Raw genomic sequence first — 24,816 nt, forward strand, 5'->3', positions numbered from 1 at the left:
CCTAAGGGTCGCCCCCGACGAGCCGGCGCTGGCGCTGTGCGGCGTCGACAACCTGCAGGCGCGAGAGCTCCTGGAGGGAGCGGGTTTCGCAAACGTGTTCGAGGCGGGCCTCGGCGACGGCGCGTCTGATTTCCGGCTCATCCGCACTCATAGCTTCCCAGCACCGGTTGGGGCTGCCGCGATCTGGGCGAATCGGAGCACTGCAGACGTCGAAGAACGGCAAAGCCTACCTTCCGCCTACCGGGACCTTCGCGACCGAGGAAAGCTCGACCAGTGCGGACTGACCAGGCTAGCCGAGATAGCTGTTGGCGCGCCGTTCGTCGGCATGGTGGCGGCGGCGGTCGTCGTCGCCCAGGTCATCAGGATGACCGTAGACGGAATGAGGCCGACGGTATGCAACCTCGACCTGACCTGTTTGCAGCACCGCAGCGTCGTCATGCGTGAGGGTAATGATGCGATCGTCTTCAAGACGACAAAGGCTTAGGCAACCATCTACGCAGCAATTTCCCGCGGCAGCTGATGAATTGAAGCCGCACCTGGTTGTAGCAGGTCCAGCAGATGGCGATGGTGTGTGAACAGGATCACCTGCGTCGTCTGCCCGAAGGTGGCCAGCAACTGCAGCGCTGCCTTGGCACGCTCGTCGTCGAAGTTGACCAGCAGGTCGTCGGCAATGAACGGCATCGGCTCGGCCGCCTGCGCATCCAGCGCGATGGAGCCGAGGCGGAGAGCCAGGAACAGCTGGTCCGTTGTGCCCTCGCTGAGTGCCCATGCCGGGCAGGTCGATCCATCCGAGCGCACCGCGACGATGAACAGCTCGCCCTTGTCACCCTCGTCTTGCTCCAGCCGGGTATAACGTCCGCCAGTCAGCTCATCGAAGAGCAGACTCGCCTTCGCCAGTAACGGACCTTGCTGGCTGCGGCGGTAGGCCTCGATGCCGCCGCGGAGCAGGGCGTGGGCCAGGCGCAGCCGGATATAGCGCCCACCCGCGTCCTCGATCTCAGCCAGCGAGTCCTGCACGAGCTGAGCTGGGCCCGCCACGTCCTGGCCCTGCTCCATCGTCTGCAACTGCTGGCGGACCTGCACCAGGTCGCCGGCCGCGGCATTGGCCTCCGTGTCCAGCACCGCCATGCGCTCGCCAATCGCGTGCAACCGGCCAGGGATGGCATCGATATCGATCGTGCTTGCTTCCTTCGTCAGTTCCGCCGCCGCCTTGCCGTCCGCCAGCCCGCGCAGCGCTACGTCCCGCTCTCCTCGCCGACGCAGCAAGGCGGAACGCGCCGTCTCCCCCTCGATCACCGTGCGAAGCCCGGAATCGTCCTCGGCGGCGGCGGCACGGCGCAGCACGGTCAGCGTTTCCATGGCATCCGTTTCCGCCTGGACCGAAGCTGCCATTGCGTCCACGCGTTTCGAGCGCGCCTCGCCCAGCCGGGTCCGTTCTGTCCCAGCCTCTGTCGCACTGTGCGACCTTTGGACAAGCTCGCGCAGCAGGGTTTCAGACAACGGCAGATCCAGCCGTGCCGCGAGACCTGCTAACGCGAAATCATGGGCCTCGGCGGCCTCCCGCATCTCCGTCACACGAAGCTCGAACCCACGCCACCGCTCCAGTTCCTTGTCCAGCTCCCCCCAGGTGGTCAGCAGCTCGGTCACGAGGGCAGGGTCGGCGCTGGGCGGAAGGCCTAGCCGATCCGCGACAGGTGTCCATTCCATCATCCAGTCCGATGCGTCGTCCGCGACCACGCCCTGTTCGCGACGAGCCTTTGCCAGGTCTTTCCCGGCCTTCTCGGCCCGCGCAACCGCGGCAAGGCGTTCCGCTCGCTGTGCGTCGAGCTGTTGGAGGCGCTTCGTTCCTTGCCTCAGTAGCCCGGCAAGTCCGTCTCCACTGCCGGGCGGGAGCAGCTGGGACAGGCGTGTACGCAGCGTCGCCTCCTGCTCCGCCAGGCGGCCATGGTCCGCGGCAGCCTTATGCGCGTCCTTAGCGGCCGCCAAGACCAATGCGCGGTCGCGCACCCATTCCCGCATCGGCGCCGGTTCCTGCGGCACAACACTGGCCGAGCGCCATACAGCGTGCCAGGCAACCTCGGCGTCCTGAGCCGCATGGCGTGCCGCATCCAGGTTCGGCAGCAGGGCGTGCCGCTCTTCCGCCAGTTGCCCCGCCTTGATCCGAAGGCGCTCCCACTCCTGGACGCGCGCGAGTTCGCGATGCCGGGCGTCCATCAACCCGTCGGCCTGGCGGAGTAGGCTTTCGACCATATCCGGCAAATCCGGCGGGATGACAGGGCCGCCGGCGTGGAGCCCGCGTCGCAGTTCGGTCCAGGCCGCATCACGGCGGGTCCGAACCTCAAGGATAGCATCCTCCGTGGGTAGGGCTTCCCCGGCTTCGAGGCGGTGCATGCCAGCCTGGCACGTAGCGGCCGCCTCGGCATTGGTCGCCACGGCGTCCTCTGCTGCCTGATGCAGCTCCTGCGCCCGTTCCATAGCCGTCCCGAGCCGCCCAGCCTCCGCGTCAAGGGGGACGGTGGTCGCCTCCAGCTGCTGTCGGGTGCCGGTCCACAAGGCCAGACGGGATGTCAGCCCATCCGCCTCCGCCGCCGTGATGTCCCGTTTCGTGGCAGCCTTCGCCAGTTCCACTGTGACCGGGCCTGCGCCACGTACCTCCTCCACCGCGTCCCGCAGCGTCTCCATGCCGTCCGGCTCCGTCTGGTCCGTCACGGCACCGGCGGCCTCCGCGACTTCCTCCTCCGCCTCCTGCACCGCCTTGGCAGCGGACATCGTCCGCTCTCCGTTGGCGACATGGCGCTTCAGCAAGGCTTCAGCGGTACGGCGCGTGACCAGGTCCGGCACCCGTTCCCGCAACGCGGCACCGCGTTCCGGCAGCCCGAGGCGCCTCGCCTGGTCCTCGACCGCCAGGAGGCTGGCCGACGCCTTGCCCTCGACCCCCAGTAGGTCACGCCGAATGCCGGCGATACGCTCTTCGTCGCGGTCCAGGGCGGTGATCGCCTCGGCTTCCAGCAGGATCGCCGGGTCGGCGTGCAGGGCGCCAAGCTGCTCGTCAATGGCGGCAATTTCCCCCTCCTCCCGGGCACGGTCGCGCCCGGACTGATCGAGGTTCGTTCGCGCAGCCTCGAACTGCGCCGCCGCGTTGGCTGGAAGCCGGATCGCGGGACCTAGCGTTTCGACCTGGTCCGCGATGTCGGCCAGTTCTGCCCGGATTGGGGCAGTGGCCCGGATGCGGGAAAGGCGTGCCTGCTCGGTGCGCAGCTCCTGGCGTTCTGCCTCGATGCGCTTGGCTGCCTGCTCCAGTTCGTCTGCGTGCTTGCACGCAGCCAGGTAGTCCCCGCCGCTCACGCTCCGCTCGGCCACCAGGCGGCGGTTCACCTTGATGGCATCGGCGGCGGTGCTGATGCGGCGCTGGCCCCGCCCATCGCCGAACAGGGTCTTCGCTTCCGTGTCCAACCGCTCGATCGTGGTGCGCAGGCCGTTCAGCCCGGTCTGGGCCGAGAGGATGGCTGCTCCGGCATCGCCCTGCTCGGCCATAATGGCGCGGCCCGCCTTGCGCAGCCGCTCGCCATCCAGCCCGAACACCTCGTGGAAGCGGTCTCGCCCGGTGCCAGCCAGGAAACGCCCCAGCGCCGCTTCCGACACCGCACTGCCAGATCCGTCAAGCAGCTTCTCGCGCCCGGTCTTACGGCGGACGAAGCTCGCCTCGACGCCATCGGCGCCACGCAGGGTGAAGCTCACGCGAGGATCGTCGGGGTGGTTCATACGCCCGCGTCCCCGAGTAGGGAAGCCGAACAGCCCGTCGCCCACGGCTTCCAGTGCCGTGGACTTGCCGGCCTCGTTGGCGCCGAGCACGACATGCAAGCCGTGCGTGTCGGGGAACTCCAAGAGTTCCCCGCTGACATGACCGTAGCGCTCCAGCAGCAGCCGGGTCAGCCTCATCGCTGCGCGCTCCCCAGGGTGTGGCGCAGGATTTCCCACGCGTCATCGACCAGCAGGGCCAGCCCTTCCGCCGTCTGCGGCACCTCCACCTCGCTCCCTGCCGGCAACGTGTTCCGCAGGCGGCCGAAGTCGGCCAACAGGCCGGCAGCAGTGGCAGGATCGGTCAGCGCCGAACGGACCGCCTGCTCGAGTGCCACCATGTCCTCGGCCTGACTAGCCGGCGTCGTTCGAAGCTTCACGGCCTCAACATGGACGTCGGGTCCGATGGCGGTGGCGGCGGCCCGGCACTGCGCGTCGATGTCCGCCGGGTCGGCCAGCAGGGCAGCATGCAGCGGCGTCTGACCCCTCAGGACGATCCGCACGACGACTGGCCGGCCCTCCGCGGCGCGCGCGGCCACGTCGAGCTCGAAGCGGATTATGGTCGTGAGCGCCTCCATGCTGCCATGCCCGCTTGCATCGATGTCAGCAACGGCCCAGCGCAGCACGTCCGTTGGCAGGAAGGTCAGGCTGCGGACGCGGTGATCGTCGTCCACCTCCACTAAGGTCGCGCCGCGTGGGCCGGTTTCCCGCACATGTCGGCCCTGGATGTTGCCGGGGAAGTGGATCCAGGGCGCTTCGTGCAGGGTGGCGCGGGTGTGGATGTGGCCCAGCGCCCAGTAGTCGTAGTTGCGCGCCAGCAGCGTCCCGACCCGGCAGGGTGCGTAGCGCGCGTGCTGGCCCGGATTCTCCATGGAGCTGTGCAGCAGGCCGACATTAAACGCACCCTCGACCCGCTTTGGATAGGATCCAGCCAGCTCTTCCGCTTCCGCCCGGCTTCCGAAGGACTGGCCGTGCACGGCTAGGCCAAGCTCTGGGAAATAGGCCGTATCGGGCCTGCGGGCTGGTAGAATGGTGACATTGGGTGGCGGCTGCAGGGACTTGGTGATCTGCGATGCAGAATCATGGTTGCCGTGGATGACGACGCAAGGGCGGCTCAGGCGCTGCATCTCGCGGGCGAAGAACAGCCCGGTCTCGTAATTCCTCTGCTCCGCGTCGTACAGGTCGCCGGCGATCAGCAGGACGTCGGCTTCGTTGGTGATGGCGGCATCGACCAGGTTGGTAAAGGCATCGCGCGTGCAGGTACGCACCAGCGCCTCCAGTTCGGGCTGGCGCCGGGCCATGCCGGCAAGCGGGCTATCTAGGTGAATGTCGGCAGCGTGGACGATGCGCATGATTGAGACGATAGCGCGGGGGCCGGAAGCGCGAAACGGATAAGGCACAGAATGCAATTGTTCTTGTCTAGAGTGAGTTCGCCGTGGAGATGAGGCACCGGCCCCGCCGAGACAGTGGTCCGGTCTCTCGTGCGCTGGTGTGGTTTGGCGATGTAATGCGGGCGGCGGATGCACGACCCGTCAGAAAGGCTGCCGGGCTGCGCGGCACCATAGGCAGGGCAACGGGGCAAAGCCCCCTCCTCTACCCTGCGCCTCTTAGGCGCCAGCTCCATTTGCCCCCGCGACGAGGACGCAAGGCTGCACGGGTGCCCCCCCTGCACCAATGCAATTGTGCACGCGTGCACGATACCCATAAGGGGTTGGATATGTGGGTAAGTGGAGTATTGTCCTGCGCTTGTGCACGTGTGCGTGTGTGCACGTGTGAACGAATGCACAGCTGCGCCGGGTTTTGTGCACAATGGAACATTGGCACCTGTGACCGGTTGCCCAGGTGCACATTGACCCGCAGCTCCAATTTAGTGCATGTTTGCACGCGTGCCATTGTGCACGACTGCGCGGGGCGACGAATGGCCGATAGTGATACGAAGGTGGTGGCAATAACGATCAACAAGGGTGGTGTGGGCAAAACCCAGATCACCCGCAGCGTTGGCGTGGCCGCTGCCGGCGCAGGGCTTGCCGTTGTCATTCTCGACATGGACACCCAGCAGAACTCGACGAGCTGGCGCAAACGGCGACCCAAAGAGATGGTTTTGCCACTCGTGCAGTTCACGACCGAGAACGACCTGCCCGAGACTATATGCCGGCTTAAAGTCGGAGGATGCGACCTCGTGCTGATCGATACCCCGCCCGGGCGCAATACCGAGGCACCAGCTGCCGTAGAAGCTGCCGACCTCGTGCTTATTCCCTGCACATCGGAAACGGAGTGTCTTGAGGGCTTACCGCGCACCGCCCGGCTTTGCCGCACACTTGGCAAGCGTGGGATTGTCGTCCCGAATTTCGTGCACCCGTCAGGGAAGGCCGAAGATGCGCAAATTCGAGGCGTAGCTGAGGGGAATAAGCTTGAACTGTCGCCGATGAGCTTGCACGAATTTCAGGTGCATCGCGATGGCAGCTTTCATGGCAAGACGGCCCAGGAGCTGGAGCCAAACGGTAAGGCATCTAAAGAAATCAATGCATTGTGGGAGTGGCTCAGTAACGAGTTGCACCTGGGCACCAGTGCACGTGTGCACAAAAGGGCGTAACCCATGGCCAAAAAAGCGACTGCCGCAGAGTTACTCGCCGCCCTTCAGGGGCCAGGCGCCGAGGACGACGACACGCCGCCAGTCCGCATGGCACCGCAGTTGAAGGGTGTGCCAGCAGCACCCGCAGCTGAAGCAGACGCCCAGGAAGAGAGCAGGGAGGAAAGCCGTGGCGCTAACTCACGCGCAGCCCACGCCGCTCCGAAGCCCGTCAAAGCGCCGAAGCGCGGTAAGTCAAAGCCGCCGCGTTCGGAGCTCAAGCATATCGGCGGTTACCTGGATGACGAGACGGTCGAGAAGGTGGCGCTCCTGCGCATCCGCCTGAAGCTCGAAAATTCCGACCTGCTGAAGCTCGCGATAGATGATCTCTACCGCAAGCACACTGCCAAGCGGGCCTTTGGGGACGCCTAAATGGCCTGAATAGCCAGTAATCGGCCCCAATTCCGAGTCGACTGTGCCGGTAACCGCGCTACGGACGCGATTCGGAGCCAGTACGATATATCCGCATACGAAATTGTCAAAGGAAACCAAGCGTTTTCAACGGTGAGACGAACAGAGCTCAGATGAGCTAGTAGACAAGACTGCCTTTCGATCCGACAATCGGTCTCTAGAGAACTGATTCGGGTTCGTTGATGCAGAAAGACACCGCCTCGCTCGATAAAAACACGCTCTACCGGCAGCGCTTGCGCGAGGCTGGAGCGAAGGAAGTGCTGTTTCAGCTTCCCGACGAGACATTGGCATTCATCGACGAGCTCAAGGAACGCCAGGGCCTGCGGAGCCGCAGCCTTGCGCTATTGCAACTGATCGAACGCGGGAGAGAAGCGACCCAGTAGGTCACCAAAAATGCGAAAGCCCACCTTGCCGGGTGGGCCTTTGCGAAATTCGTGACGGGCCCTACGGCGACCGCTGAGGAAAATCAACAGTCCCAGCCTAGCCAAGAGACGCCTCATTTGCAAGTGAAAATTGCCGTTTTCACTTAAGGGTGAAGCTTGCCCGTCGCGATCCAACCGAGAGGAGGATTGTGATGGATTATCAAAGCGCCCCAGAGGCGCATCGCCCAAGCTCGGCCGGGGTTTCGACCCGTGTGCCGAGTGGACTACGCCGTATGACCCTGGCCATGCTGGCAACAGCGAAGCTCGCCGAGGACTTTACCGGGCCGCCAGTAGGGCAGGGGACAACGCGCCCCGGTCAGGTGCTGGCTGCCTTCAAAGAGGCAGCGCCTCATCTCGGGTTCAGCCCACGCATCGTTCATGCGGTCGACTGGCTGTTCAAGTTCACGCAAGCGCAGGACTGGCTCGATGGCAGCCGTCCCATCGTATGGCCGTCCGCTGCCATGCAGCGTGAATGCCTTTCCATTGGCTTGACCCAGGTCAAGGCGATCAACCGCGCCATGGTCGAGCTCGGCCTCGTCACCATGAAAGACAGTCCGAATGGCAGACGTTGCGGAACCCGCGACAAACAGGGGCGCATCGTCGAGGCCTACGGGTTCGACCTGTCGCCGCTGTTCTCGCGCATGGCGGAGTTTAAGGCCGTCGCGGAGGAGGGCAGGGCGCTCCGCGAACGGATGAGGCGTTTACGCCGCCGGGCCACGATTGCGCGCAAAGGCCTGTCCCAGATCATCGAGACCATTGCCGAACAGGCGCTGCTCGATACCACATGGCGCACGCTTGAGAGCGACAGCCGGGCACTCGTGCGCTCGCTCAAAGGCGTCGAGCGCGAAGAGGAGCTGGCCTGCGGTGTCGCCAGTCTGGAGCGGCGGCAGCTGGAAGCCCGCGAAAGGCTGGAAAAGCAGCTCGCCATCGTCGTTCCCGCTACTGGCTCCATCATCCCGGAAGCAGTGGATAATGACCCCGAGGGGGCGGAAAACCGACCCCTCTATACGAACTACAAAACAAACCTAAATCCTATTCAGGATACTGTAATGGCTTCCAAGAGAAGTAAGTCGACCGGGGCAGCCCAGGTTCCCCCTGTTCCAACGCCGTTATGGCCGAGAGAAAGCCAGAAAGCGCAGGGAGGGTCACCCGAGCGGACCGACCACGGCACCGTGCTGCGGATAGGCCCCGAGGAGTTGGTCCGGCTGGCGCCGCGATTGAAGCCCTACCTGCGGTCATCTTCGCCAGCGTGGCCCGAAATGGTGGAGGCGGCCGATTGGCTCCGTCATGACCTTGGCGTGTCCCAATCGCTCTGGGGTGACGCGTGTTTCGTGCTGGGGCGCGAACAGGCCGCCATTGCCCTTGGCATCGTTTCGGCCAAACCGGCGGAGTATTTTACATCGTCGCCGGCAGGTTACTTCTACGGCATGGTTACCCGCGCCAAAACGGGGAAGCTCAATCTGGCCCGTACGATCTGGGGTTTGCGCGAAAATCCGAACTGGGATGGAACGTCCGGACGCCGAAAGGTGGGTGGGATAGAATTTGAGCGGAGTTTCAACACGTGACCAGCCTGTGGCGACTGCATATCCGGCCCGGAGGTGGAAATGGCAACGTGGCAGCGTCCGTTGCGCTCTGTCTTGACCGCTCGATCATCGGCATGGGATGGCCTGTACCAGATGAGACGGTAACGCAGTCCGACGATCTCGAATGGTATAAAGAGGCTGCGAGCCGCCAATATGGCTCGGATATGTCGTGGCACTCCGTGTGGACGTTCGCGGAGCGGCCGGAAATTGGCGATCTCGTGTGGTTCCGGGACACGGAAGGGCGCTTCTTCCTTGCCGAGATTCTGGAGCCGTGGCGCTACGCTTACGAAGACAAAGCTGCGATCGGCGCCGACATCGTGAACTTCCGAAAGGTGCGAATCATCGAGGTCGGCGTCGCCGATGCGGTGCCCGGCAAGGTCATCGCCTGTTTCCGGCCGTCGAAGACGTTCCAGCCCATTCGTTCACCAGGGATGCTGGCCTTCTCGTCCAAACTGGCAGGCCTGCCCAGTGCCGACACCGTTTTCGATGTCTACGAGTTCATGAGCGATGCCGACCTCGAAAACGTAGTGTTCGTCTACCTTCAGGTCATCGGATGGTATGTCCTGCCTGGTACGCGAACCGTCACCACAGCACACTATGAATTTGTGCTCGTTCACCGGGAAAAGGGAGAGCGGGCAATCGTGCAGGTGAAATCGGGAGGGACCTGGATTGATGCGTCGAGTTATGCTGGACAGGAGACAGCATTTCTTTTTGCAGCATCGGGTAATTATGGCCACGTCATACCGTCGAACGTGGTTCTTATTACCCGAAAACAGCTCAGTGACTTCATGCGCGGTATGCCGCATTTATTGCCACGTGCCGTGCTAACCTGGATCAGCGTTGCCGGGCAGCCGGTCGACTGACAGGGTCCCGGAGCTCCGCGCGAAAAACCATGCCTTTTAGATGAGCGATCAGGTCGGGGCCGGCATAGCGGGTGCGGGATAGGGCTTCACCATGATGGCACCGGCGTGCTGCTTGGCCTGCCAGAGGTCATAGGCAAGCTGAACGCCGAGCCAGGTCTCCGCATTGCTCCAGCCAGCCTTTTCGAGCCGGATCGCCATCTCGGCCGTTAGACCGTTATGACCGTTGAGCAGCTCCGACAGTGTCTGGCGAGATACGCCCAGCCACTCGGCAGCGGCGGTGACTGTAAGGCCAAGCGGTTCGAGGCAGTCTTCCCGAACGATTTCGCCGGGGTGTGGCGGGTTGCGCATCTCCATGAACTTTTCCTTCCTCAATGATAATCGACCAGGTCAACATTCGTGGCGTTCTCGCCATCGAATTCAAAAACAATGCGCCAGTTTCCGGACACCATCGCCGACCACTGGCCGCTTCGGTCGCCCTTGAGCGGGTGCAGGCGATATCCGGGCATGTTCAGCGCGCTCGCGTCTTTGCCGCGATCCAGAAGGATCAGCATGCGACGCAGTTTGGATGCCAGCTGCGGATTGACGCCGCTCGTGTCTTCACTGCCGAAAAGCCGTTCGAGGCCTTTATGTCGAAATCGCAGGATCATCAGAAACTGTAAACCGTCAACCGACGGTTGTCAATCGAATCTGATACGAACGCAGGCAGGCGCGGACGATGGCACGGGGACACCATCGGCACGGCTATTCTGACGTGAAGCGAGCAGAATGCACCTTGATGGAGTCGGCAGACGATTTGTCCAAAACTGCACGCTAAGGGGGCCAGTTGGCATAACGTCCAAATTCCGACACCAGGCTAAGGCCACCCTGACCGCGAACTCGTCACCAGTGGTGTCTCGTGGTACGGAGAATTCTCTTTTGCCGAGCCTGGCACTTGCGTGCACCGAGACTTCGAGCCGTTAGGTAGGTGGCAAATACCCGCGGTCGGATACGGCGGTGATACGGTTCGCGTTTGGCGTGGAAAGAAGCAGGTCGGCCATGCATGCCGACAGTCATTCCATTCATGCCTTTGCCGCTGTCTTCAACGATTCCAACCCACGAACTGTCTCCGCCATCAGCTTGACGACAGCGGGCTGATCGATTGCATCGACACCCATAATGAAGATGCTTGGTTTGTAGGCACACAACTGGCGTAGGCTCGACGCTCCGCCGAACAGCTTCGGCTTCATCGCCGCGATGCCTACGTCAAGCGCCTGCTCAAGCTGCTGATCGGAAGAAAGCCCCTGCATCAGCCCCTGTATCACCTGGCGCTTGAGGGCAACCAGTTCCGGCGCTCCCGCCAACTGGCTGAAATCGCCGACAACATAGCGCTGCCCCTGGGCCAGCAATTCCTGCCGAACGGCGGCTAATCGCGCTTCATCGTCGGGGTATCGGCCCTGACCGCTGAGCTTGGCGATGATCTGGCCCATCACGTCGCCAGAAAGTTTTTCCTGCAAAAGATCGCGGAGAACATACCCGAAAAAAGCACGCGGCACCTGACGCGCGTACGGATGCGAGTACATTCCCTCGGGGCTCTCGCATATGTCGTCCGCAAAGGTGTTGCCTCTCGCAAACAGCCAGTCAGAATAATCGCCGTTCATCTCCTGAAGGAGAACCGCGAGCCGTCCGACACGCGCCTTGAGGCCCGCATCACCGCTGAACATCTCCCGGGGGTACCCGAATGTCGCGGCGAAACCGAAGTTCGCCCGGTGCGACGGCGGAGTTTGTTCGATCCGCTCCTTGATGATCTTGAGGTCTTCGTCCGTCAGCAGGCCAACACCGGCAGTTTGGGCCAGCACCTTGCGCACCTCAGCTAGAATCTCTGCCGTCGATTGGCCAAGGAGAGTGTTGTCCGTCACGAGCCGCTGACGGAAAAATAGGGAGGAGACCTGCGGCTGGACGTGCAGCCAGGTGTCCAACTCATGAGGCCTGATAAGGCTGTATTCCAGGGTTGGCAGGACCGAAATAACGTGCGCCTTGGCCTCCTCCGCCTGGGCCGGGGTAGCCGCGAGAGACTTATACGTTTCGAGTACCTCATCCACTGCGGCGGCGATCAAGCCGACCTTTTCCGGCAGAAGATCTTTTGGCCGATCGAAGAAATCGATGACGGTCCCCGCCGGCTCCCTTGCGACTACCAGCACATACCGTATCCCGGGTGTAATCTTCGGTAGGCTCGGGTTAATGCCTGGATAGAGAACAAGCTTCGCCAGTTCGCGGAAGACGGCCGGCAGCGCCATCGCCTGTTCAAGGCGCTTGCATTGCACGACGCTAATAACCTCTTCCTGACGAAGCAGGACTACGTCACGACCGGCATCGGCGCCGCGGATCATCAGACTCGCTCGCTCCCAGTCCTTGGTCTGACCGGGAGGTGCCGACACCTGTAACAGGCCGCAGGCGAGCCGTTCGAAGTCGTCGGCCGACAGCAGCAGGTACGGGAAAGGCTCTGTTCCCGCCGTCACCTGTGAAACAGGTGCCACCTTTTGAAATTCGGCGTCGGTCTCCGCCTGCGTGAGTATCGTCATCAGTCCCCCAAATTTACGCTTGCCGGGGCGAGATCGCCATGTGCCGCTGTACCAATGTTCGCACGGCCGCCCGTGTCCACCTACCGCCGCGTGGGGTCAGGATACCGCGCGCCGTCAGCGTCGCGGCGGTCTGGCCGTAACTGCCTTTGGGTGAGTCCGAGGCTTGCCATGCCTCCAACGCGATCGGTCCGACCTGACGGGCGTAGTCGTCCGCTGAACGGGTTCGGGCGGCTCTGCCCAGGGCGGACGCAACCTTCGGGCCGCCACGGTTGCCACCCAGCTTCTGGCCCCTGGCCTTGGCCGCGGCGAGCGCCGCCTTGGTGCGGGCCGAAATCATCTCCCGTTCCTCCTGGGCAATCACGGCCATCAAGCGGACGGTAAGGCGGTTGGCGTTCGGCATATCGGATGCCACGAACTCGACGCCGGCCTTTTCTAGCCCCAGCAAAAAATGCGCGTCGCGTGAGAGGCAATCGAGTTTGGCGATAACCAGCACTCCGCCGGTGAGGCGGCAGGCATCGAGCGCGCGGGCGAGCTGCGGCCGGTCGGCGTTCTTGCCTGACTCAACTTCCGTGAACGCCTCTGCCAGCTCGTCGGCGCGACCGGCCAGAAACACCCGCACGGCCTCGCGCTGCGCGTCCAGGCCAAGCCCACTTCGGCCCTGCTGGGCGGTGGACACTCTATAATAGGCGACGAAGCGGGCGATTTTCGGGGCCGGGGCCATGCTGTATGATTCTAGTCAACGGTCGTTGACAAAAGCCATACGTTTCAATGCCGTCCCGGCAGGTGACTTAGCGTGCAGTTTTGGACAAATCGTCCGACGACCCCTTGATGGATATGCAATAAGCCGGGGTTCATTCGGCAGCATTGGTCAAGTGCAGCGGGTTGGCGTCGAAGCGGCCGGCATAGGCCGGGTCCGTCAGGTAGCTGACACGGTGCAGCAGGTAAGGCGGCTCGCCAGACACCAGCACGATTGGCCGGGTCGGGCCGAGGCGCATGACCTCATCGGGTGTCAGCAGCGAACGGCCCTGCAGATGCTCCCCGGTGCTGCTGGACGAGTTACCCGGCTTCATCCAGGGTCCGCTCGATTGGGAGACGTTCTGCGTCTCGTAGCGGATGGTTTGCTGGCCGAGGGCGCCCGATAGATAGCGCGCGGTGTCGAAGTCTGCCGTGCCGAAAAACTGCTGCGAGGTGTTGGCCAAGAAGCTTTGCCAACGAGGATAGACGGCCTTAAGCTGGGAAAGGTCCTGCACGAACAGCCAGAGCTGCGCCCCATAGCCCCGCAGCAGCGTCACGCTGTCCGCCAGGCGGTCCATGCGCCCGAGCTGGCCGAACTCATCGAGGAAGAACGCCACCCGGTGTACGGGCCTCCCAGAGGCTGCTGTGATGCCGTCCAGCGCCAGACCGATGAACCCGCGCACAAACCCGAGGCATGTCCGGAGGCGATCAGGCGGGATGGCGAGATAGACCGTCATCGGCTGCCGCTTGAGATCGGCCAGGTTGAAATCCGACTGCGCCAAGGCGGCGCAGAGGCGCGGATCGTCCAACCAGGCGGTATGGCGCACGACCGTGGATAGCACCGAGCCGCGTTCCCGTTCCGGCCGGTTGAGGTGCGTAGCAGCGGCGCGGGCGGGAATGCGCTGGCCGGCTTCGGGATCGGCTCGCATGTCAGCCAGGGTATCGGCTAGCTCGTCCTCAGAGGCAGTGACGATGCGGCGCAACTCCGCCATCGTGCGCCGTTCGGCGGGCAGGGTGGCGACATAGACCAGCAGGCCGCGCAGCAGCTCGCGGGCGGTATCGGTCCAGTGCGAATCCCCGTCGCTGCCCTCGACGGCCACCAGCATGTCGGCCAAGCCGGCGGCGCGGCTCACCACATCGGGAGAGTCGGGATCCAATGTGTCCAGCCAGTTCAGCGCGTGCCCGGCGGTTCCGGTAATACCGAATGGATCGATCAGGACGACCTGGTGCCCCAGCTCGCGGCGGGCGCGGGCGGTGACAGCGTAATTCTCGCCCTTGAAATCCAGCACGAAGGCCGAGCCGGGATAGTCCAGCAGGTTCGGGATGACCCCGCCCAAGCCCTTGCCGGCGCCGGTCGGGGCGCAGGTGAGAATGTGTCCATCCTGCCGAAAGCGAGCATCGCTCTTGCGCGGCGCGCCCGGCATGTAGCCCAGCACGAAGGCATCGACGGGGGCGGCGGGGGCAAGATGGCGCGCGCCGCTCGCCGCCGTCCCGAAATGTGCGGAGCCGTGCGTCGTCAGCGTGACATTGGGATACCCTGACCCGAACCAACGCCGCAGAAAGCCGGGCACCAGGTGCTGGCCGTAGCCGAGGAACAGCAGGACGCCGACGATCCACAGCGGCACAGCGATCCATTCGGAGCGTGGCAAGCCGGTCTCGGCATGGACGAACGCCAGCGCCACCCAGGTGAGCGGCAGGCCGACGATGAACTTGAGCCGCATGGCAACCCTCGTCGCCGGATTGCCGCCGGGCGTCGCGTAGCGGGCGCTCATCACGGCCAGCACGATCCCGACACCGAGTAGGAAAGCCGCGTTGAACGGGAGGCGGGCGAGGTCGCGGTTTGCGGGAGCCGCGTAGGCGGGCAGGCTGCCGGCGAGGAGGACCCATGCCGCCAGCACCCGGCGCAGCCAGGTCACGCCGCCGCCGTGTCCAGTGCGGCAGGGGCGGGCAGGGGCGCGGAGACCTGACGGGCACTGCCGCCGTGCTCCTTGGCGAGCTGTTCGGCATCCTCGACGCGCGCTAGCCCCTCCCAGTGCTGCAGCACCTTGTTGAACCGGAACCCGGCCGTGCGCAGGGTCGCGGTTGCCTCCTTGGCGAGCGCGGCCGAGAAGGTCAGCACGATCGGCTTCTTGCCTTCATCGCGGGCGCGAGCTTCACGGGCGAAGGTCCGGCCGCCGAGGGCTGTCCATTGCTCGACCTGTTTCTTATCGTCAGCCCCATCGCGCAGCGACAGTAGCGCGCCATAAAGGGCGTTGGTGTCCAAATCGAGGAGGCCGGTTTTCTCGACTAGGCCGCCCGCCTCGATCAGGCGGCGGGTGCGGGCTTTCCGACCGGCGTCTTTGAGTTTGGCTTCCTGTTCGGCAAGCCGGGCTTTCTGTTGTTCATGCGCGCGAAGGCGCTCAGCAAGCGAACGGGCCACGCGGTTCACTCCCTACCCTAAGACGCGCAAAATTCTATCGTCGTTTGAGGTTAGGGCAACCCAAAACGACAGACTTTCCGCAGGCGCATCGCTTCGCGACGCCCATCCTTGCTATGCCTTGGGCGTCACACCGCAATCTTCCAGAAATCCAACGTGGCTCGCACCTCGTCCCGTGGATAATGAGAGCCGGCGTTGGCGAGATCACTTTTGATCCGAGCAAGCCGTACGACTGCTGATTTCCGGATGCCATCTTCCAGCGGCATAACGCCTGGTACCAGGAAGGCACCAAGCGATCGCGGCCATGAAGCCGGATAAGCATCCCAGCCGTTCCATTTGCTTACGGTGGCAACGGCCTCGGTCATGCTCTCGTGTTCGCAGGCCCAACCGTACAGATTATGAGCGCAGACACGGAGCATGGCTTTTACCTCCGGCATGGTGTCGGTAAATGCCTTCAGGGGGGTGGGTAGCAGAACCATATTTGCAACGCAGGAGTAGAAGCGTCGATCTTGGACGACGGCGTTTGCCTCCTGATAAAGTGCGTCGTCTATCCCCCATATGTGGCAACAAGACCAATTTGGGCGATCGTCAGACCGCAAGCCGAGAGCATGAGTTAAGGCTTTGTTGGCGTAGAGATTTCCTTCGCGTTTGTGCTCCGTGTAGCCTGTCTGCCGGTTCTTGTTCATCTGCGGCTCTGACCAGTTCGATTTATAGAAATATGCCCGCCGGGCGTATTCCGGATACCAGAGCGGCAGCAGTCGGAAAGTGGCTGGATCAACCCATCGAGCAGTTCGCTCAATGAGCCGCATGACCTCGTCCAGTTTTAGCTCGACGCGGAGTGCATCCAGGCCGTCAGGGATCATTCGATTAGCCATGTAGCTTCCGTATGTCCTGTTGGGTGCCTTACGTAACCCCCGCAACGCGTTCTGCACCAGTGAGCCGTTAGGCGAGCGAAACCGCGCAGACGCAATATGCATTCAAGAGAATGCGGCTTGCGAGGGCGCCCAGGCTGATTCAAGATGCCTCCATGGCGATTCAGTTTGCCCGCGCCCGTTATATCTCCCGCTCCTCCGGCGGCAGCGCTGTGCGGTCGGCCGCCTACAACGCCCGCGAGGCGATCGAAGCTGAGCGGACAGGCGAGGTGTTCTACTTCCGGCACCGCGATAGGCCCGAGCATCACGAGGTGCTTTTGCCCGAGGGCGTGCCGGAGCAGTTTGCCCGGGCTGGCGAGCTGTGGAACGCAGCGGAAGCCGCCGAGCGCCGTAAGGACGCCCAGGTTGCCCGTGAGATCGTGCTGGCGTTGCCGGCCGACCGGGAGGTCACGACCGAGGACCGGGTTGCCATGGCCCGCGCCTTCGCCCAGGAGCATTTTGTCTCGAAGGGATTGGCGGTTCAGCTCGACGTTCATGCGCCCCACGGGGCCGAAGCGGAAAGCGAGCGGGCGAACTGGCACGCGCATCTTCTGATCACCACGCGCCGGATCGACCGGGATGGTTTGAACGCCAAGAAAGCACGCGACCTTGAGCCCGCGGTGCGCCAGGCGGGGGAGCGCCCCCGTGTGGCAGATGGTGCCGTATGGGGCGAGTTGTGGCGCGACCACCAGGACCAGTATTTTCGCGAGCATGGGATAGAGGCGCGCGTCGATCGTCCGGCGACGCTCAGCCAGGGGCACATCGGCCCGGTTCGGATGCGGCGCACCGGGTCGGAGATCGTCGAACGTGCCGAGACCATCCGCCAGGCAAATGAAGAGGCCGCACGCGATCCGGAAAAGGTGCTGGCGGCGCTGACACGGAACAACGCGACCTTCACCGAGCGCGATCTTGACCGGTTCCTCACTAAGCAGCTCGGGAGAGAAGGGCGGGAGGGAAGAGAAGAGATTGCGGCGATTCGCGCCGCCGTCTTGAAAAGCCCCAACTTGATGCCGCTATACGACCGCGAGACAGGCACTGTGTCGGACCGGTACACCACGCGGGAGGTGCGGGAACAGGAGCGGGCCGCGATGGCGGCAGCAGGTGGATTGTACCGCCAAAAAGCTGGCGCGGTGTCTGCGCGCAGCGCCAAGGCCGCAATGGCGGCGCGGACACTCCGGCCCGATCAGGCCGAGGCATTCGAGCACGCGATCGGCGCCGGACACCTGAAGCTGATCGAGGGTCGGGCCGGCACCGGCAAAAGCTACACGCTGGCGGCAATCCGCGACGCGTACGAGCGCGACGGCAAGCACGTGGTGGGCTTGGCCCCGACGAATGCCGTGGCGCAGGACTTGGCGCAGGACGGGTTTCGCGAGGCGCGCACTGTCCACGCGGCGCTGTTTGCGATCAAGAACGGGCGGGCCGATTGGGATAGGCACACCGTTGTGGTGGTGGACGAGGCGGCGATGCTCGACACGCGGGTGACGGGCGAGTTGTTGGATGTCGCGCGCCAAGCTGGGGCAAAAGTGATCCTCGCTGGCGACGACCGCCAGCTCGCCAGCATCGAGCGTGGCGGGCTGTTTGCGGAGATGCGGCAGCGCCACGGTTCGGCCGAAATCACCGAGGTGACCCGGCAGCGGGTGGATTGGCAACGCCAGGCGGCACGCGACCTGGCCGAGGGCCGATTTGCCGAAGCCGTGGGTGCGTTCGACAGGGCCGGGGCGATCACCTGGACGGATAAGCAGGACGAGGCCCGCAGCGCGCTTGTGGCAGCCTGGAAGCGCGATGCCGACGAACAGCCAGGACAAAGCCGGTTCGTGTTCGCCTACACCAACCGGGACGTGGACGCCTTGAATGCCGAACTGCGCCAGGTGCGCCGCGACCGGGGCGAGCTGGTTGGACAGGACGTGCAACTCGACACCAAGCATGGGCGTGCCGCCTTCGCCGTGGGCGATCGGGTGCAGTTCACCGACACTGACAAGAAGCTGCGCATCTACAACGGCAACGTGGGCACCATCACCCGGCTGGACCCGAGCACGGGCGAGATCACCGCGAGGCTAGACGCTGCCGGTAAGGACGGGCGGGAGGTGCGATGGTCCGCCGCCGACTTCGAGGGCTTCCGGCACGGCTACGCCGGGACGATCTACAAAGGCCAGGGCAAGACTCTGGACCGGACATATCTCTACCACACCGAGCATTGGCGCTCGGCGGCGAGCTACGTCGCGCTGACCCGGCAGCGGGAAAGCGCGGAAGTGTTTGTCGCGCGGGAGACAGCGCGGGATGCCGGCCAACTCGCCCAGCAAATGGGGCGCGGCGAAGTACGCGCAGCCTCCATCGCATGGCAAACGCGCGACGAGCTGACCCAAGAGCAGAAGCGTGAGGCTGAGCGCGAGGAGCGGGGCCAGAAGCTGCGGGACGTGCTGACCGATAGCGCGCGGCAGGGCGGCACGCTTGACCAGGTGCGCGGGCTGCTGTCGCCGGCCGGGCGCGAGTTCCTGGACGCGCTGCATGGCAAGGTAGATCGCGAGTTCCAGGGCACCGATGCCGAGCGCGACAAGCTGAAGCTGCACGGCGCGCGCAGGCTGGCCGAAAAGGAGGTCCGCGGAGGTCCGGTCGATCCCGCCTATGTCCGCCGTCAAACTGCGGCGTGGGAAGCTCGGGCGCAGGAGAAGGAGCGTGGGGCCGAGCAGGCACGGGAAGCGGCGCATACGCCGGCACCCTTGCTGCCGGCGTGGCGCGACCCGATCGGGCAGGGCCGGGACAGCCTTGGACGCGGCACGTCTCCTGAGGAACTGGCGCAGGTTGCCAGCCAGGCTCCAGGTGCCGTGCGTGAGGTGGAGGCACAGAAGTCCTACCTGCAGGGCGCCTACCGTGACCCCGACCAGGCTGGCGATGCGCTGGACAAGCTGATCGAGCGGTCCGGCCGTGACCTTCGCGTCGCCGCACGGACCTTGCGGGAGGACGGGCCGGAGGTGCTGGGCACCTTGCGCGGCCGGGAAGGGTGGCTCGCCAGCAGTACCGCCCAGAACGACCGGACGCGCGCCAGGTCCGCCGCCGCCGCGATCGGCGGCAGCTTGGACCGGGAGGCGGCGGCACGGGACGCCGCCGTGCGCCACCACACGGGCGAGGTGGAGCAGCAGCGGGCGCGGGATGCCATCGAGGTGCCGGGACTGTCGAAGGAGGCGCTGGACACGCTCAAGGCCGTGCAGATGGCCAGGCTGACGGCGGAGATACCGCGCGAGGGCGACCGCTATGACGCTCGGCAACGGCGGAAGGAAGAGCTGGTATCCGCTGCATGGCGCGAAGGCCGGGCCGATCCGCGGGTGGCCCACGAGCTGGACGGGTTCATGGCCGCAGCCAGCCAACGGCTTGGTGAGGAGGGGATGCGCAATGCGTCCCGCGCCGCCACCAGCGGCAGGAGGATGACCGTGCCCGGGGTCGGCCGCGAGCATCAGGCTGGGCTGGACGAGCTGGCACGCAGCTTCACTCAGGCGCGAGAGGGGATGAGCCTCAGCAAGGATTGGGGGCGCCGCGTTGAGCGCGAGGCGAAGGAGACCGAGAAGTGGCAGGCGCGGCAGGAGGAGCGGGAACGCCGAGGGCTCGCGCGGGAACTGGAGCCGGACCGCGAGCGGCATAGGCAGGAGCGGGGGCTAGGATCGGGGCGGTAAGACATTCGCCATTACGATCCATCAATGCCTATAATGCTATCATTGATGACAAGGCAGGGCTCGTGGCGAGCATTACCATTCGCAACCTTGATGACACGTTGAAATCGCGTCTTCGCATCCAAGCCGCCGTGCATGGCCGCTCGATGGAAGACGAGGCCCGTGATATTCTTCGGTCGGCGCTTAACCGCGAACCAACCCGCAAGGGCAGTTTGGCAGCTTCCATCCGCGCCAGGTTTGCCCCTTTAGGTGGCGTCGAGCTGCCAGTTGTGGCCCGCGAGCCGATGCGCAAGCCGCCGACATTCGATTCGTGATCCTTCTCGATACTAACATTCTATCTGAGCTGATGCGCGCGGACCCCAATCCACATGTCGAGCAATGGCTCGGCGGCCAGCCCGACGCCAGCATCTTCATCTCTGCCATCACGGAAGCCGAGCTGCGGTATGGGGCGGCGCTGCTGCCGAGCGGCAAGCGACGATTGGCATTGACAGCAGAAATCGAGGCCATGCTGAAGGACGACTTTAGTGGGCGCATTCTGCCCTTCGACAGCTTGGCCGCCCAAGCTTTCGCCACCATCGCTGCCGGCCGCCGCCAGGCTGGTAAGCCGATCTCGCAGGCAGATGCGCAGATTGCGTCGATTGCCCGCTCACGGGGGGCATCGCTGGCCACACGCAAGGTGGACGAGTTCGCCGGTTGTGAAGTTGAGATCATCAATCCATGGGAGCTGGGATAATCGCTTTTCCCCGCTTACCGACTTAGGGGCTGTCATTGCTTACAGAACGTCATAAGGCAATCGCTACCAAAATTTGGGAAGTCGCGAATCGTCTGCGTGGACCATACCGGCCGCCGCAATATCGGCTCGTCATGCTCCCGATGGTGGTGCTGCGTCGGCTTGACTGCGTGTTGGAACCAACGAAGGCTGCGGTCCTCGCGGAGCATAAGCGGCTCCTGGCCGCCCGCACGCCCGAAAGCGCTATTCCGCGCATGCTCACAAAAGTCGTGGACGCCAACCGAAAGCAGCCGCTCTATAACGTCAGCGCCTACACTTTCCAAAAACTGCTTGGTGACAGCGACAACATCGCACCAAATCTTGCCGATTACATCAAAGGTTTTTCTGATACCGCACGGCATATTTTCGAAAAGTTCAAATTCAGCGACCAGATTGAGAAGCTCGACTCAAGCAACCGCCTGTTCGCGGCCGTTCAGGCCATGGCAGGGTTCGACTTCCATCCTAACGAGATCAGCAACCTCGAAATGGGCTACCTCTTCGAACATCTGGTGATGCGCTTTAACGAGCAGGCAAACGAGGAGGCTGGCGACCACTTCACCCCGCGCGAGGTGATTCGCCTCATGACACACCTCGTGTACACGGGCGAGGAAGACGTCTACAAACCCGGCGTCTACCGTGAGATATACGATCCGGCCTGCGGCACCGGCGGCATGCTTTCCGTCTCCGAGGAGACTATTCGCGCCGGCAATACTTCCGCCAATCTCGGCCTGTATGGCCAGGAATACAATGACGAGGCGTGGGCGATCTGCTGCTCGGACATGCTAATCAAAGACGAGGAGACAGATCATATCGTTCTTGGCGACACGCTGGGCGACGGCAAGACCAAGGATGGCTTCGAGGGTAGGCAGTTTCATTACATGCTTGCCAACCCGCCGTTCGGCGTCGAATGGAAGGATCAGCAAAAGATTGTCGAGAAGGAGGCAAACACGTCCGGTTTCTCCGGCCGCTTCGGCGCTGGGCTGCCCGCGATTAACGATGGGTCACTATTGTTCCTGCAGCACATGATCTCGAAGATGAAGGATTCGCCGGCGAAGGGCGGCGAAGGGTCCAAGATCGCGATCGTTTTCAACGGCTCGCCCCTGTTTAGCGGTGACGCTGGTTCCGGACCGTCCAACATCAGACGCTGGATCATTGAGAACGACTGGCTCGATGCCATTGTCTCGCTACCGGACCAGCTCTTCTACAACACTGGCATTGTCACGTACGTCTGGCTTGTCACCAACCGCAAGGCGCCCGAGCGTGCCGGTCGGGTGCAGCTCATCGACGGCACGCGCTTTTTTCAGAAAATGAAAAAGAGCCTAAACAACAAGCGCAACGAGCTGACCGAGGCGCACATCGACCGCCTGACCGCGATTTACAGCAACTTCCGTGACGGCGAGCGCGAGACAGTGCCGATCGAGGGCGAGGACGAGGAGCGGGTGGTGAGCCGAGTTTTCGAGAACCGGGAGTTCGGATTTCTCAAGGTCACCGTCGAGCGTCCGCTGCGCCTAAACTTTGAGGCGACGCCGGAGCGCATTGCGCGGCTGGACGAGCAATCAACGTTCGCCGGATTGGCCGGATCGAAGAAGCGCAAGGATGCCAAAGCGGTGGCGGCCGAAGAAGCGGCGGGCCGTGCGATGCAGGATGCGATCCGAGCGATGCTTCGCAAGCTTGCCGGCAAGGGTCGCTATATGGATCGCGAACGCTTTGAGGTGGACCTTGACGCCGCCGCTAGGCGCGTCCGTATGCCGCTACCAACACCGATCAAAAAGGCGATCTTCGCCGCGCTCGGCGAGCGCGACCCCATGGCGGAGATTTGCTGTGACGGCAAGGGCCGCCCCGAGTCGGACAGCGAGTTGCGCGATGTGGAGAATATTCCGCTGCCGCCCCGCACAGCGCTTCCGCTGCCGATGGCGTTCGGGCCGGATCAGCCCAACGACGCGCTGGTGACGGCGATGCGTCCCGTGATTGACGCCTACATCACCGCGGAGGTGCTTCCGCATGTGCCCGATGCCTGGGTGAATCACGCTAAGACCAAGGTGGGCTACGAAATTCCGATCAACCGACACTTCTACGTTTACAAGCCGCCGCGCCTGCTGGCCGCGATTGAGGCGGACATCGCCGAGCTGGAGGGCGAGATAGCCGGGCTGCTTAGAGGTTTGGTGGTGTGAGCTACTTCCAGCACAGCAGCGAATTACCTCAATGGGTCGCCAATCCGCCTACCCACTGGCGGACCGACTGGCTCAAATGGCACGTGCAACTCTCCACCGAGCGGCCCACGGAGCAAGAAGCCGAGACTTTGCCTTACATCGCTAATGAGGACATTACCTCATGGACGGGCAAACTCTTAAACCCAACCCCTAAGCCCTCTGACGCCGAAAGTCGCAAATTCCAACCGGATGATGTGCTGTTCAACAAACTACGCCCATACTTGGCGAAGGTTTATCATGCTTCATTCTCTGGTGTCAGCTCAGGAGAACTGCTTTGCCTTCGTGGAGCTGATCACGTCGTACCGCGCTACCTATTCTATGTGGTTAGTTCCAGAGCATTTGTCGACGCGGTGAATGCAGAAACCTTTGGCTCAAAAATGCCAAGAGCTGATTGGGAAGTAGTAGGGCATCAACCCCTACCTTTACCACCTCTCGTAACACAGAAGCGCATCGTAACTTTTCTAGATGATAAGACAGCGCAGATCGACGCGTTGACCGGAAAAAAACAGGCGCTGCTGGAGCGACTGGCTGAGAAGCGGCAGTCGATCATCACACAGGCTGTAACTAAGGGCCTTAACTCCGCCGCTCGGATGAAGGACAGTGGCATCGACTGGCTTGGCTCGATACCGGGCCATTGGGAGGTCGTTCCATTTGGCCGATCCATATTGCGCATCGAACAGGGCTGGTCCCCTCAATGCGAAGAACGCCAGAAAGACGATTCCGAATGGGGAGTGCTTCGGTCGGGTTGCGTCAACGAAGGTGTCTTTCGGTCCCACGACCACAAAGCGCTTCCATATGGCATTGAGCCAAAAATTCAACTAGAGGTTCACAAAGGCGATTTGCTGATGTGCCGCGCAAGCGGATCACTTCATTTGATCGGTTCGGTAGCGCTGGTTCCTGATTGCCCTCCCAAGCTGATGTTTTCGGATAAGACATACCGGATCGTTCTCGATATTACGAACACTAGTGCCCGGTTTACCGAGCTAGCCCTGGCGGCAAAGTACATGAGAGAGCAAATTGTTCTCTCGGTCAGCGGCGCTGTCGGCCTCGCCAATAATATTCCCCAGAGTGTTGTCAAGGAATATCAATTTGCCAGGCCGCCCGTGGATGAGCAACGCTTCATCGTCGACACAATCGTAAATGTTCTGAAAGCTTCTGATGATGCCGCCCGAATAGTGCGACAAAGCATTGACCGGCTGACCGAATACCGCTCCGCCCTCATTACTGCCGCGGTGACCGGGCAGATCAGTGGGTTAAAATGAGCCTCAGCGCTGCAAGCTACTTCGATCACCTTCGGGCCTACCTTTCGGACGCCTATGTGGTAGACGATGGAGCGTCTGGCTCCATTACGCTTACTGAGAAGTATTTTCGGGAGGGCGAGACAAAGAAGTCGACACGAAAAGTGATGCTCCCCTTTCAGGGGCGGGCATTCGCTATTAAACTCGACGGACGGATGGAGCCTCTATTCCACTTTCTTGACGACAACGGCAAGCAGTGGTCGAAGCGCTGCGACTTCATTGTCTTCCAATGCAATCGGCGATGCATCAATGCCCATTTGTTCGAGTTCAAAACGCGCAGCCTCGAAGCTCAGTCCATAATTGACCAGCTTAAGTCTGGGGTGAATTGGTGTGCAAGTGTGCGCAAGATTATCAACCAATACACTGGCGACGACCGCGAAATGCGGGTCCGCAAATTTGTGATAACTGAAAACGACAGGCCAGCCGCGTATCTCGATGCGGCGGGAAAGTATCTGGCGCGCGACCCATCGATCCGGCATTATCACTATGATGATTTGAGCGGTTTAACGCTCGATACGTTGGACAACACCTCGATTAGGACGGTGTGAAGC

General features: G+C 62.9%; 21 protein-coding genes. 12 read left to right on the plus strand and 9 right to left on the minus strand.

The window, feature by feature from the left end:
- Nucleotides 1-484 (plus strand): hypothetical protein (locus GSQ76_RS06065; RefSeq protein ID WP_216850925.1); only part of this gene is annotated, 484 nt, incomplete at its 5' end.
- 8 nt (nt 485-492) lie between these two features.
- On the opposite strand, the gene GSQ76_RS06070 is transcribed toward GSQ76_RS06065, so the two are convergent.
- Both GSQ76_RS06070 and GSQ76_RS06075 read right to left on the minus strand, forming a co-directional pair.
- A complete protein-coding gene (locus GSQ76_RS06070) occupies nt 493-3,939 on the minus strand; it encodes an AAA family ATPase (protein ID WP_158743020.1) in 3,447 nt (1,148 codons plus the stop codon).
- On the minus strand, nt 3,936-5,150 hold the full coding sequence (locus tag GSQ76_RS06075; protein WP_158743021.1) for a DNA repair exonuclease: 1,215 nt from the start codon (nt 5,148-5,150) through the stop codon (nt 3,936-3,938). Before GSQ76_RS06075 ends, GSQ76_RS06070 begins: the two co-directional genes overlap by 4 nt.
- A 566-nt stretch (nt 5,151-5,716) precedes the next feature.
- On the opposite strand from GSQ76_RS06075, the gene GSQ76_RS06080 reads away from it, so the two are divergent.
- From GSQ76_RS06080 to GSQ76_RS06100, 5 genes are all read left to right on the plus strand, one after another.
- Nucleotides 5,717-6,391: a ParA family protein gene (locus tag GSQ76_RS06080; protein WP_158743022.1), complete on the plus strand. Its 675-nt coding sequence runs from the start codon at nt 5,717-5,719 to the stop codon at nt 6,389-6,391.
- A gap of 3 nt (nt 6,392-6,394) precedes the next feature.
- Nucleotides 6,395-6,799: a hypothetical protein gene (locus tag GSQ76_RS06085; RefSeq protein ID WP_158743023.1), complete on the plus strand. Its 405-nt coding sequence runs from the start codon at nt 6,395-6,397 to the stop codon at nt 6,797-6,799.
- Nucleotides 6,800-7,020: 221 nt separating this feature from the next.
- The gene (locus tag GSQ76_RS06090; RefSeq protein WP_158743024.1) at nt 7,021-7,221 is read left to right on the plus strand and encodes a ribbon-helix-helix protein, CopG family; all 201 of its coding nucleotides are present in this window, start codon (nt 7,021-7,023) and stop codon (nt 7,219-7,221) included.
- Between the two features lie 191 nt (nt 7,222-7,412).
- On the plus strand, nt 7,413-8,825 hold the full coding sequence (repC, locus tag GSQ76_RS06095; RefSeq protein WP_158743025.1) for a plasmid replication protein RepC: 1,413 nt from the start codon (nt 7,413-7,415) through the stop codon (nt 8,823-8,825).
- Nucleotides 8,822-9,706 (plus strand): hypothetical protein, encoded by an 885-nt coding sequence (locus GSQ76_RS06100; protein ID WP_158743026.1) that lies wholly within the window; start codon nt 8,822-8,824, stop codon nt 9,704-9,706. The genes repC and GSQ76_RS06100 overlap by 4 nt, the downstream gene beginning before the upstream one ends.
- 48 nt (nt 9,707-9,754) lie before the next feature.
- Here GSQ76_RS06100 and GSQ76_RS06105 read toward each other — a convergent pair whose 3' ends face one another.
- The 7 genes from GSQ76_RS06105 to GSQ76_RS06135 all read right to left on the minus strand — a co-directional run bounded on the left by GSQ76_RS06105 (nt 9,755) and on the right by GSQ76_RS06135 (nt 16,278).
- The gene (locus tag GSQ76_RS06105; protein ID WP_158743027.1) at nt 9,755-10,060 is read right to left on the minus strand and encodes a HigA family addiction module antitoxin; all 306 of its coding nucleotides are present in this window, start codon (nt 10,058-10,060) and stop codon (nt 9,755-9,757) included.
- Between the two features lie 14 nt (nt 10,061-10,074).
- Nucleotides 10,075-10,353, minus strand: coding sequence for a type II toxin-antitoxin system RelE/ParE family toxin (locus tag GSQ76_RS06110; protein WP_158743028.1), 279 nt, complete (start codon nt 10,351-10,353; stop codon nt 10,075-10,077).
- A gap of 411 nt (nt 10,354-10,764) precedes the next feature.
- Nucleotides 10,765-12,264 (minus strand): hypothetical protein, encoded by a 1,500-nt coding sequence (locus GSQ76_RS06115; RefSeq protein ID WP_158743029.1) that lies wholly within the window; start codon nt 12,262-12,264, stop codon nt 10,765-10,767.
- 13 nt (nt 12,265-12,277) lie between these two features.
- Complete coding sequence (locus GSQ76_RS06120) at nt 12,278-12,985, minus strand: recombinase family protein (RefSeq protein WP_158743030.1); 708 nt, start codon at nt 12,983-12,985, stop codon at nt 12,278-12,280.
- Between the two features lie 130 nt (nt 12,986-13,115).
- Nucleotides 13,116-14,915, minus strand: coding sequence for a type IV secretory system conjugative DNA transfer family protein (locus tag GSQ76_RS06125; protein WP_216850926.1), 1,800 nt, complete (start codon nt 14,913-14,915; stop codon nt 13,116-13,118).
- Nucleotides 14,912-15,418 (minus strand): conjugal transfer protein TraD, encoded by a 507-nt coding sequence (locus tag GSQ76_RS06130; protein WP_158743031.1) that lies wholly within the window; start codon nt 15,416-15,418, stop codon nt 14,912-14,914. The genes GSQ76_RS06125 and GSQ76_RS06130 overlap by 4 nt, the downstream gene beginning before the upstream one ends.
- Nucleotides 15,419-15,543: 125 nt before the next feature.
- Nucleotides 15,544-16,278: a hypothetical protein gene (locus GSQ76_RS06135; RefSeq protein WP_158743032.1), complete on the minus strand. Its 735-nt coding sequence runs from the start codon at nt 16,276-16,278 to the stop codon at nt 15,544-15,546.
- 164 nt (nt 16,279-16,442) lie between these two features.
- On the opposite strand from GSQ76_RS06135, the gene GSQ76_RS06140 reads away from it, so the two are divergent.
- From GSQ76_RS06140 to GSQ76_RS06165, 6 genes are all read left to right on the plus strand, one after another.
- Nucleotides 16,443-19,991, plus strand: a complete 3,549-nt coding sequence (locus GSQ76_RS06140) for an AAA family ATPase (protein WP_158743033.1) — start codon at nt 16,443-16,445, stop codon at nt 19,989-19,991.
- A 62-nt stretch (nt 19,992-20,053) separates the two neighbouring features.
- Complete coding sequence (locus tag GSQ76_RS06145; protein WP_158743034.1) at nt 20,054-20,302, plus strand: FitA-like ribbon-helix-helix domain-containing protein; 249 nt, start codon at nt 20,054-20,056, stop codon at nt 20,300-20,302.
- Nucleotides 20,299-20,721 (plus strand): type II toxin-antitoxin system VapC family toxin, encoded by a 423-nt coding sequence (locus GSQ76_RS06150; protein WP_158743035.1) that lies wholly within the window; start codon nt 20,299-20,301, stop codon nt 20,719-20,721. Before GSQ76_RS06145 ends, GSQ76_RS06150 begins: the two co-directional genes overlap by 4 nt.
- Before the next feature lie 35 nt (nt 20,722-20,756).
- Nucleotides 20,757-22,928, plus strand: coding sequence for a class I SAM-dependent DNA methyltransferase (locus GSQ76_RS06155; protein WP_158743036.1), 2,172 nt, complete (start codon nt 20,757-20,759; stop codon nt 22,926-22,928).
- Nucleotides 22,925-24,229 carry a restriction endonuclease subunit S gene (locus GSQ76_RS06160; protein WP_216850928.1) on the plus strand — a complete coding sequence of 435 codons (1,305 nt, stop codon included), beginning with the start codon at nt 22,925-22,927 and terminating at the stop codon, nt 24,227-24,229. Before GSQ76_RS06155 ends, GSQ76_RS06160 begins: the two co-directional genes overlap by 4 nt.
- Nucleotides 24,226-24,813 carry a hypothetical protein gene (locus GSQ76_RS06165; RefSeq protein ID WP_158743037.1) on the plus strand — a complete coding sequence of 196 codons (588 nt, stop codon included), beginning with the start codon at nt 24,226-24,228 and terminating at the stop codon, nt 24,811-24,813. Before GSQ76_RS06160 ends, GSQ76_RS06165 begins: the two co-directional genes overlap by 4 nt.
- The last annotated feature ends 3 nt before the right edge of the window (nt 24,814-24,816 follow it).

Source organism: Acidisphaera sp. L21, from assembly GCF_009765685.1.
Classification (GTDB): domain Bacteria; phylum Pseudomonadota; class Alphaproteobacteria; order Acetobacterales; family Acetobacteraceae; genus LMUY01.

What these genes read in the sequence shown, in the direction of transcription:
- GSQ76_RS06110 (WP_158743028.1), bottom strand. Translation starts at nt 10,353, where the DNA reads ATGATCCTGCGATTTCGACATAAAGGCCTCGAACGGCTTTTCGGCAGT.
- GSQ76_RS06115 (WP_158743029.1), bottom strand. Translation starts at nt 12,264, where the DNA reads ATGACGATACTCACGCAGGCGGAGACCGACGCCGAATTTCAAAAGGTG.
- GSQ76_RS06140 (WP_158743033.1), top strand. Translation starts at nt 16,443, where the DNA reads ATGGCGATTCAGTTTGCCCGCGCCCGTTATATCTCCCGCTCCTCCGGC.
- GSQ76_RS06165 (WP_158743037.1), top strand. Translation starts at nt 24,226, where the DNA reads ATGAGCCTCAGCGCTGCAAGCTACTTCGATCACCTTCGGGCCTACCTT.
- GSQ76_RS06080 (WP_158743022.1), top strand. Translation starts at nt 5,717, where the DNA reads ATGGCCGATAGTGATACGAAGGTGGTGGCAATAACGATCAACAAGGGT.
- repC (WP_158743025.1), top strand. Translation starts at nt 7,413, where the DNA reads ATGGATTATCAAAGCGCCCCAGAGGCGCATCGCCCAAGCTCGGCCGGG.
- GSQ76_RS06105 (WP_158743027.1), bottom strand. Translation starts at nt 10,060, where the DNA reads ATGGAGATGCGCAACCCGCCACACCCCGGCGAAATCGTTCGGGAAGAC.
- GSQ76_RS06135 (WP_158743032.1), bottom strand. Translation starts at nt 16,278, where the DNA reads ATGATCCCTGACGGCCTGGATGCACTCCGCGTCGAGCTAAAACTGGAC.
- GSQ76_RS06090 (WP_158743024.1), top strand. Translation starts at nt 7,021, where the DNA reads ATGCAGAAAGACACCGCCTCGCTCGATAAAAACACGCTCTACCGGCAG.
- GSQ76_RS06075 (WP_158743021.1), bottom strand. Translation starts at nt 5,150, where the DNA reads ATGCGCATCGTCCACGCTGCCGACATTCACCTAGATAGCCCGCTTGCC.
- GSQ76_RS06070 (WP_158743020.1), bottom strand. Translation starts at nt 3,939, where the DNA reads ATGAGGCTGACCCGGCTGCTGCTGGAGCGCTACGGTCATGTCAGCGGG.
- GSQ76_RS06120 (WP_158743030.1), bottom strand. Translation starts at nt 12,985, where the DNA reads ATGGCCCCGGCCCCGAAAATCGCCCGCTTCGTCGCCTATTATAGAGTG.
- GSQ76_RS06085 (WP_158743023.1), top strand. Translation starts at nt 6,395, where the DNA reads ATGGCCAAAAAAGCGACTGCCGCAGAGTTACTCGCCGCCCTTCAGGGG.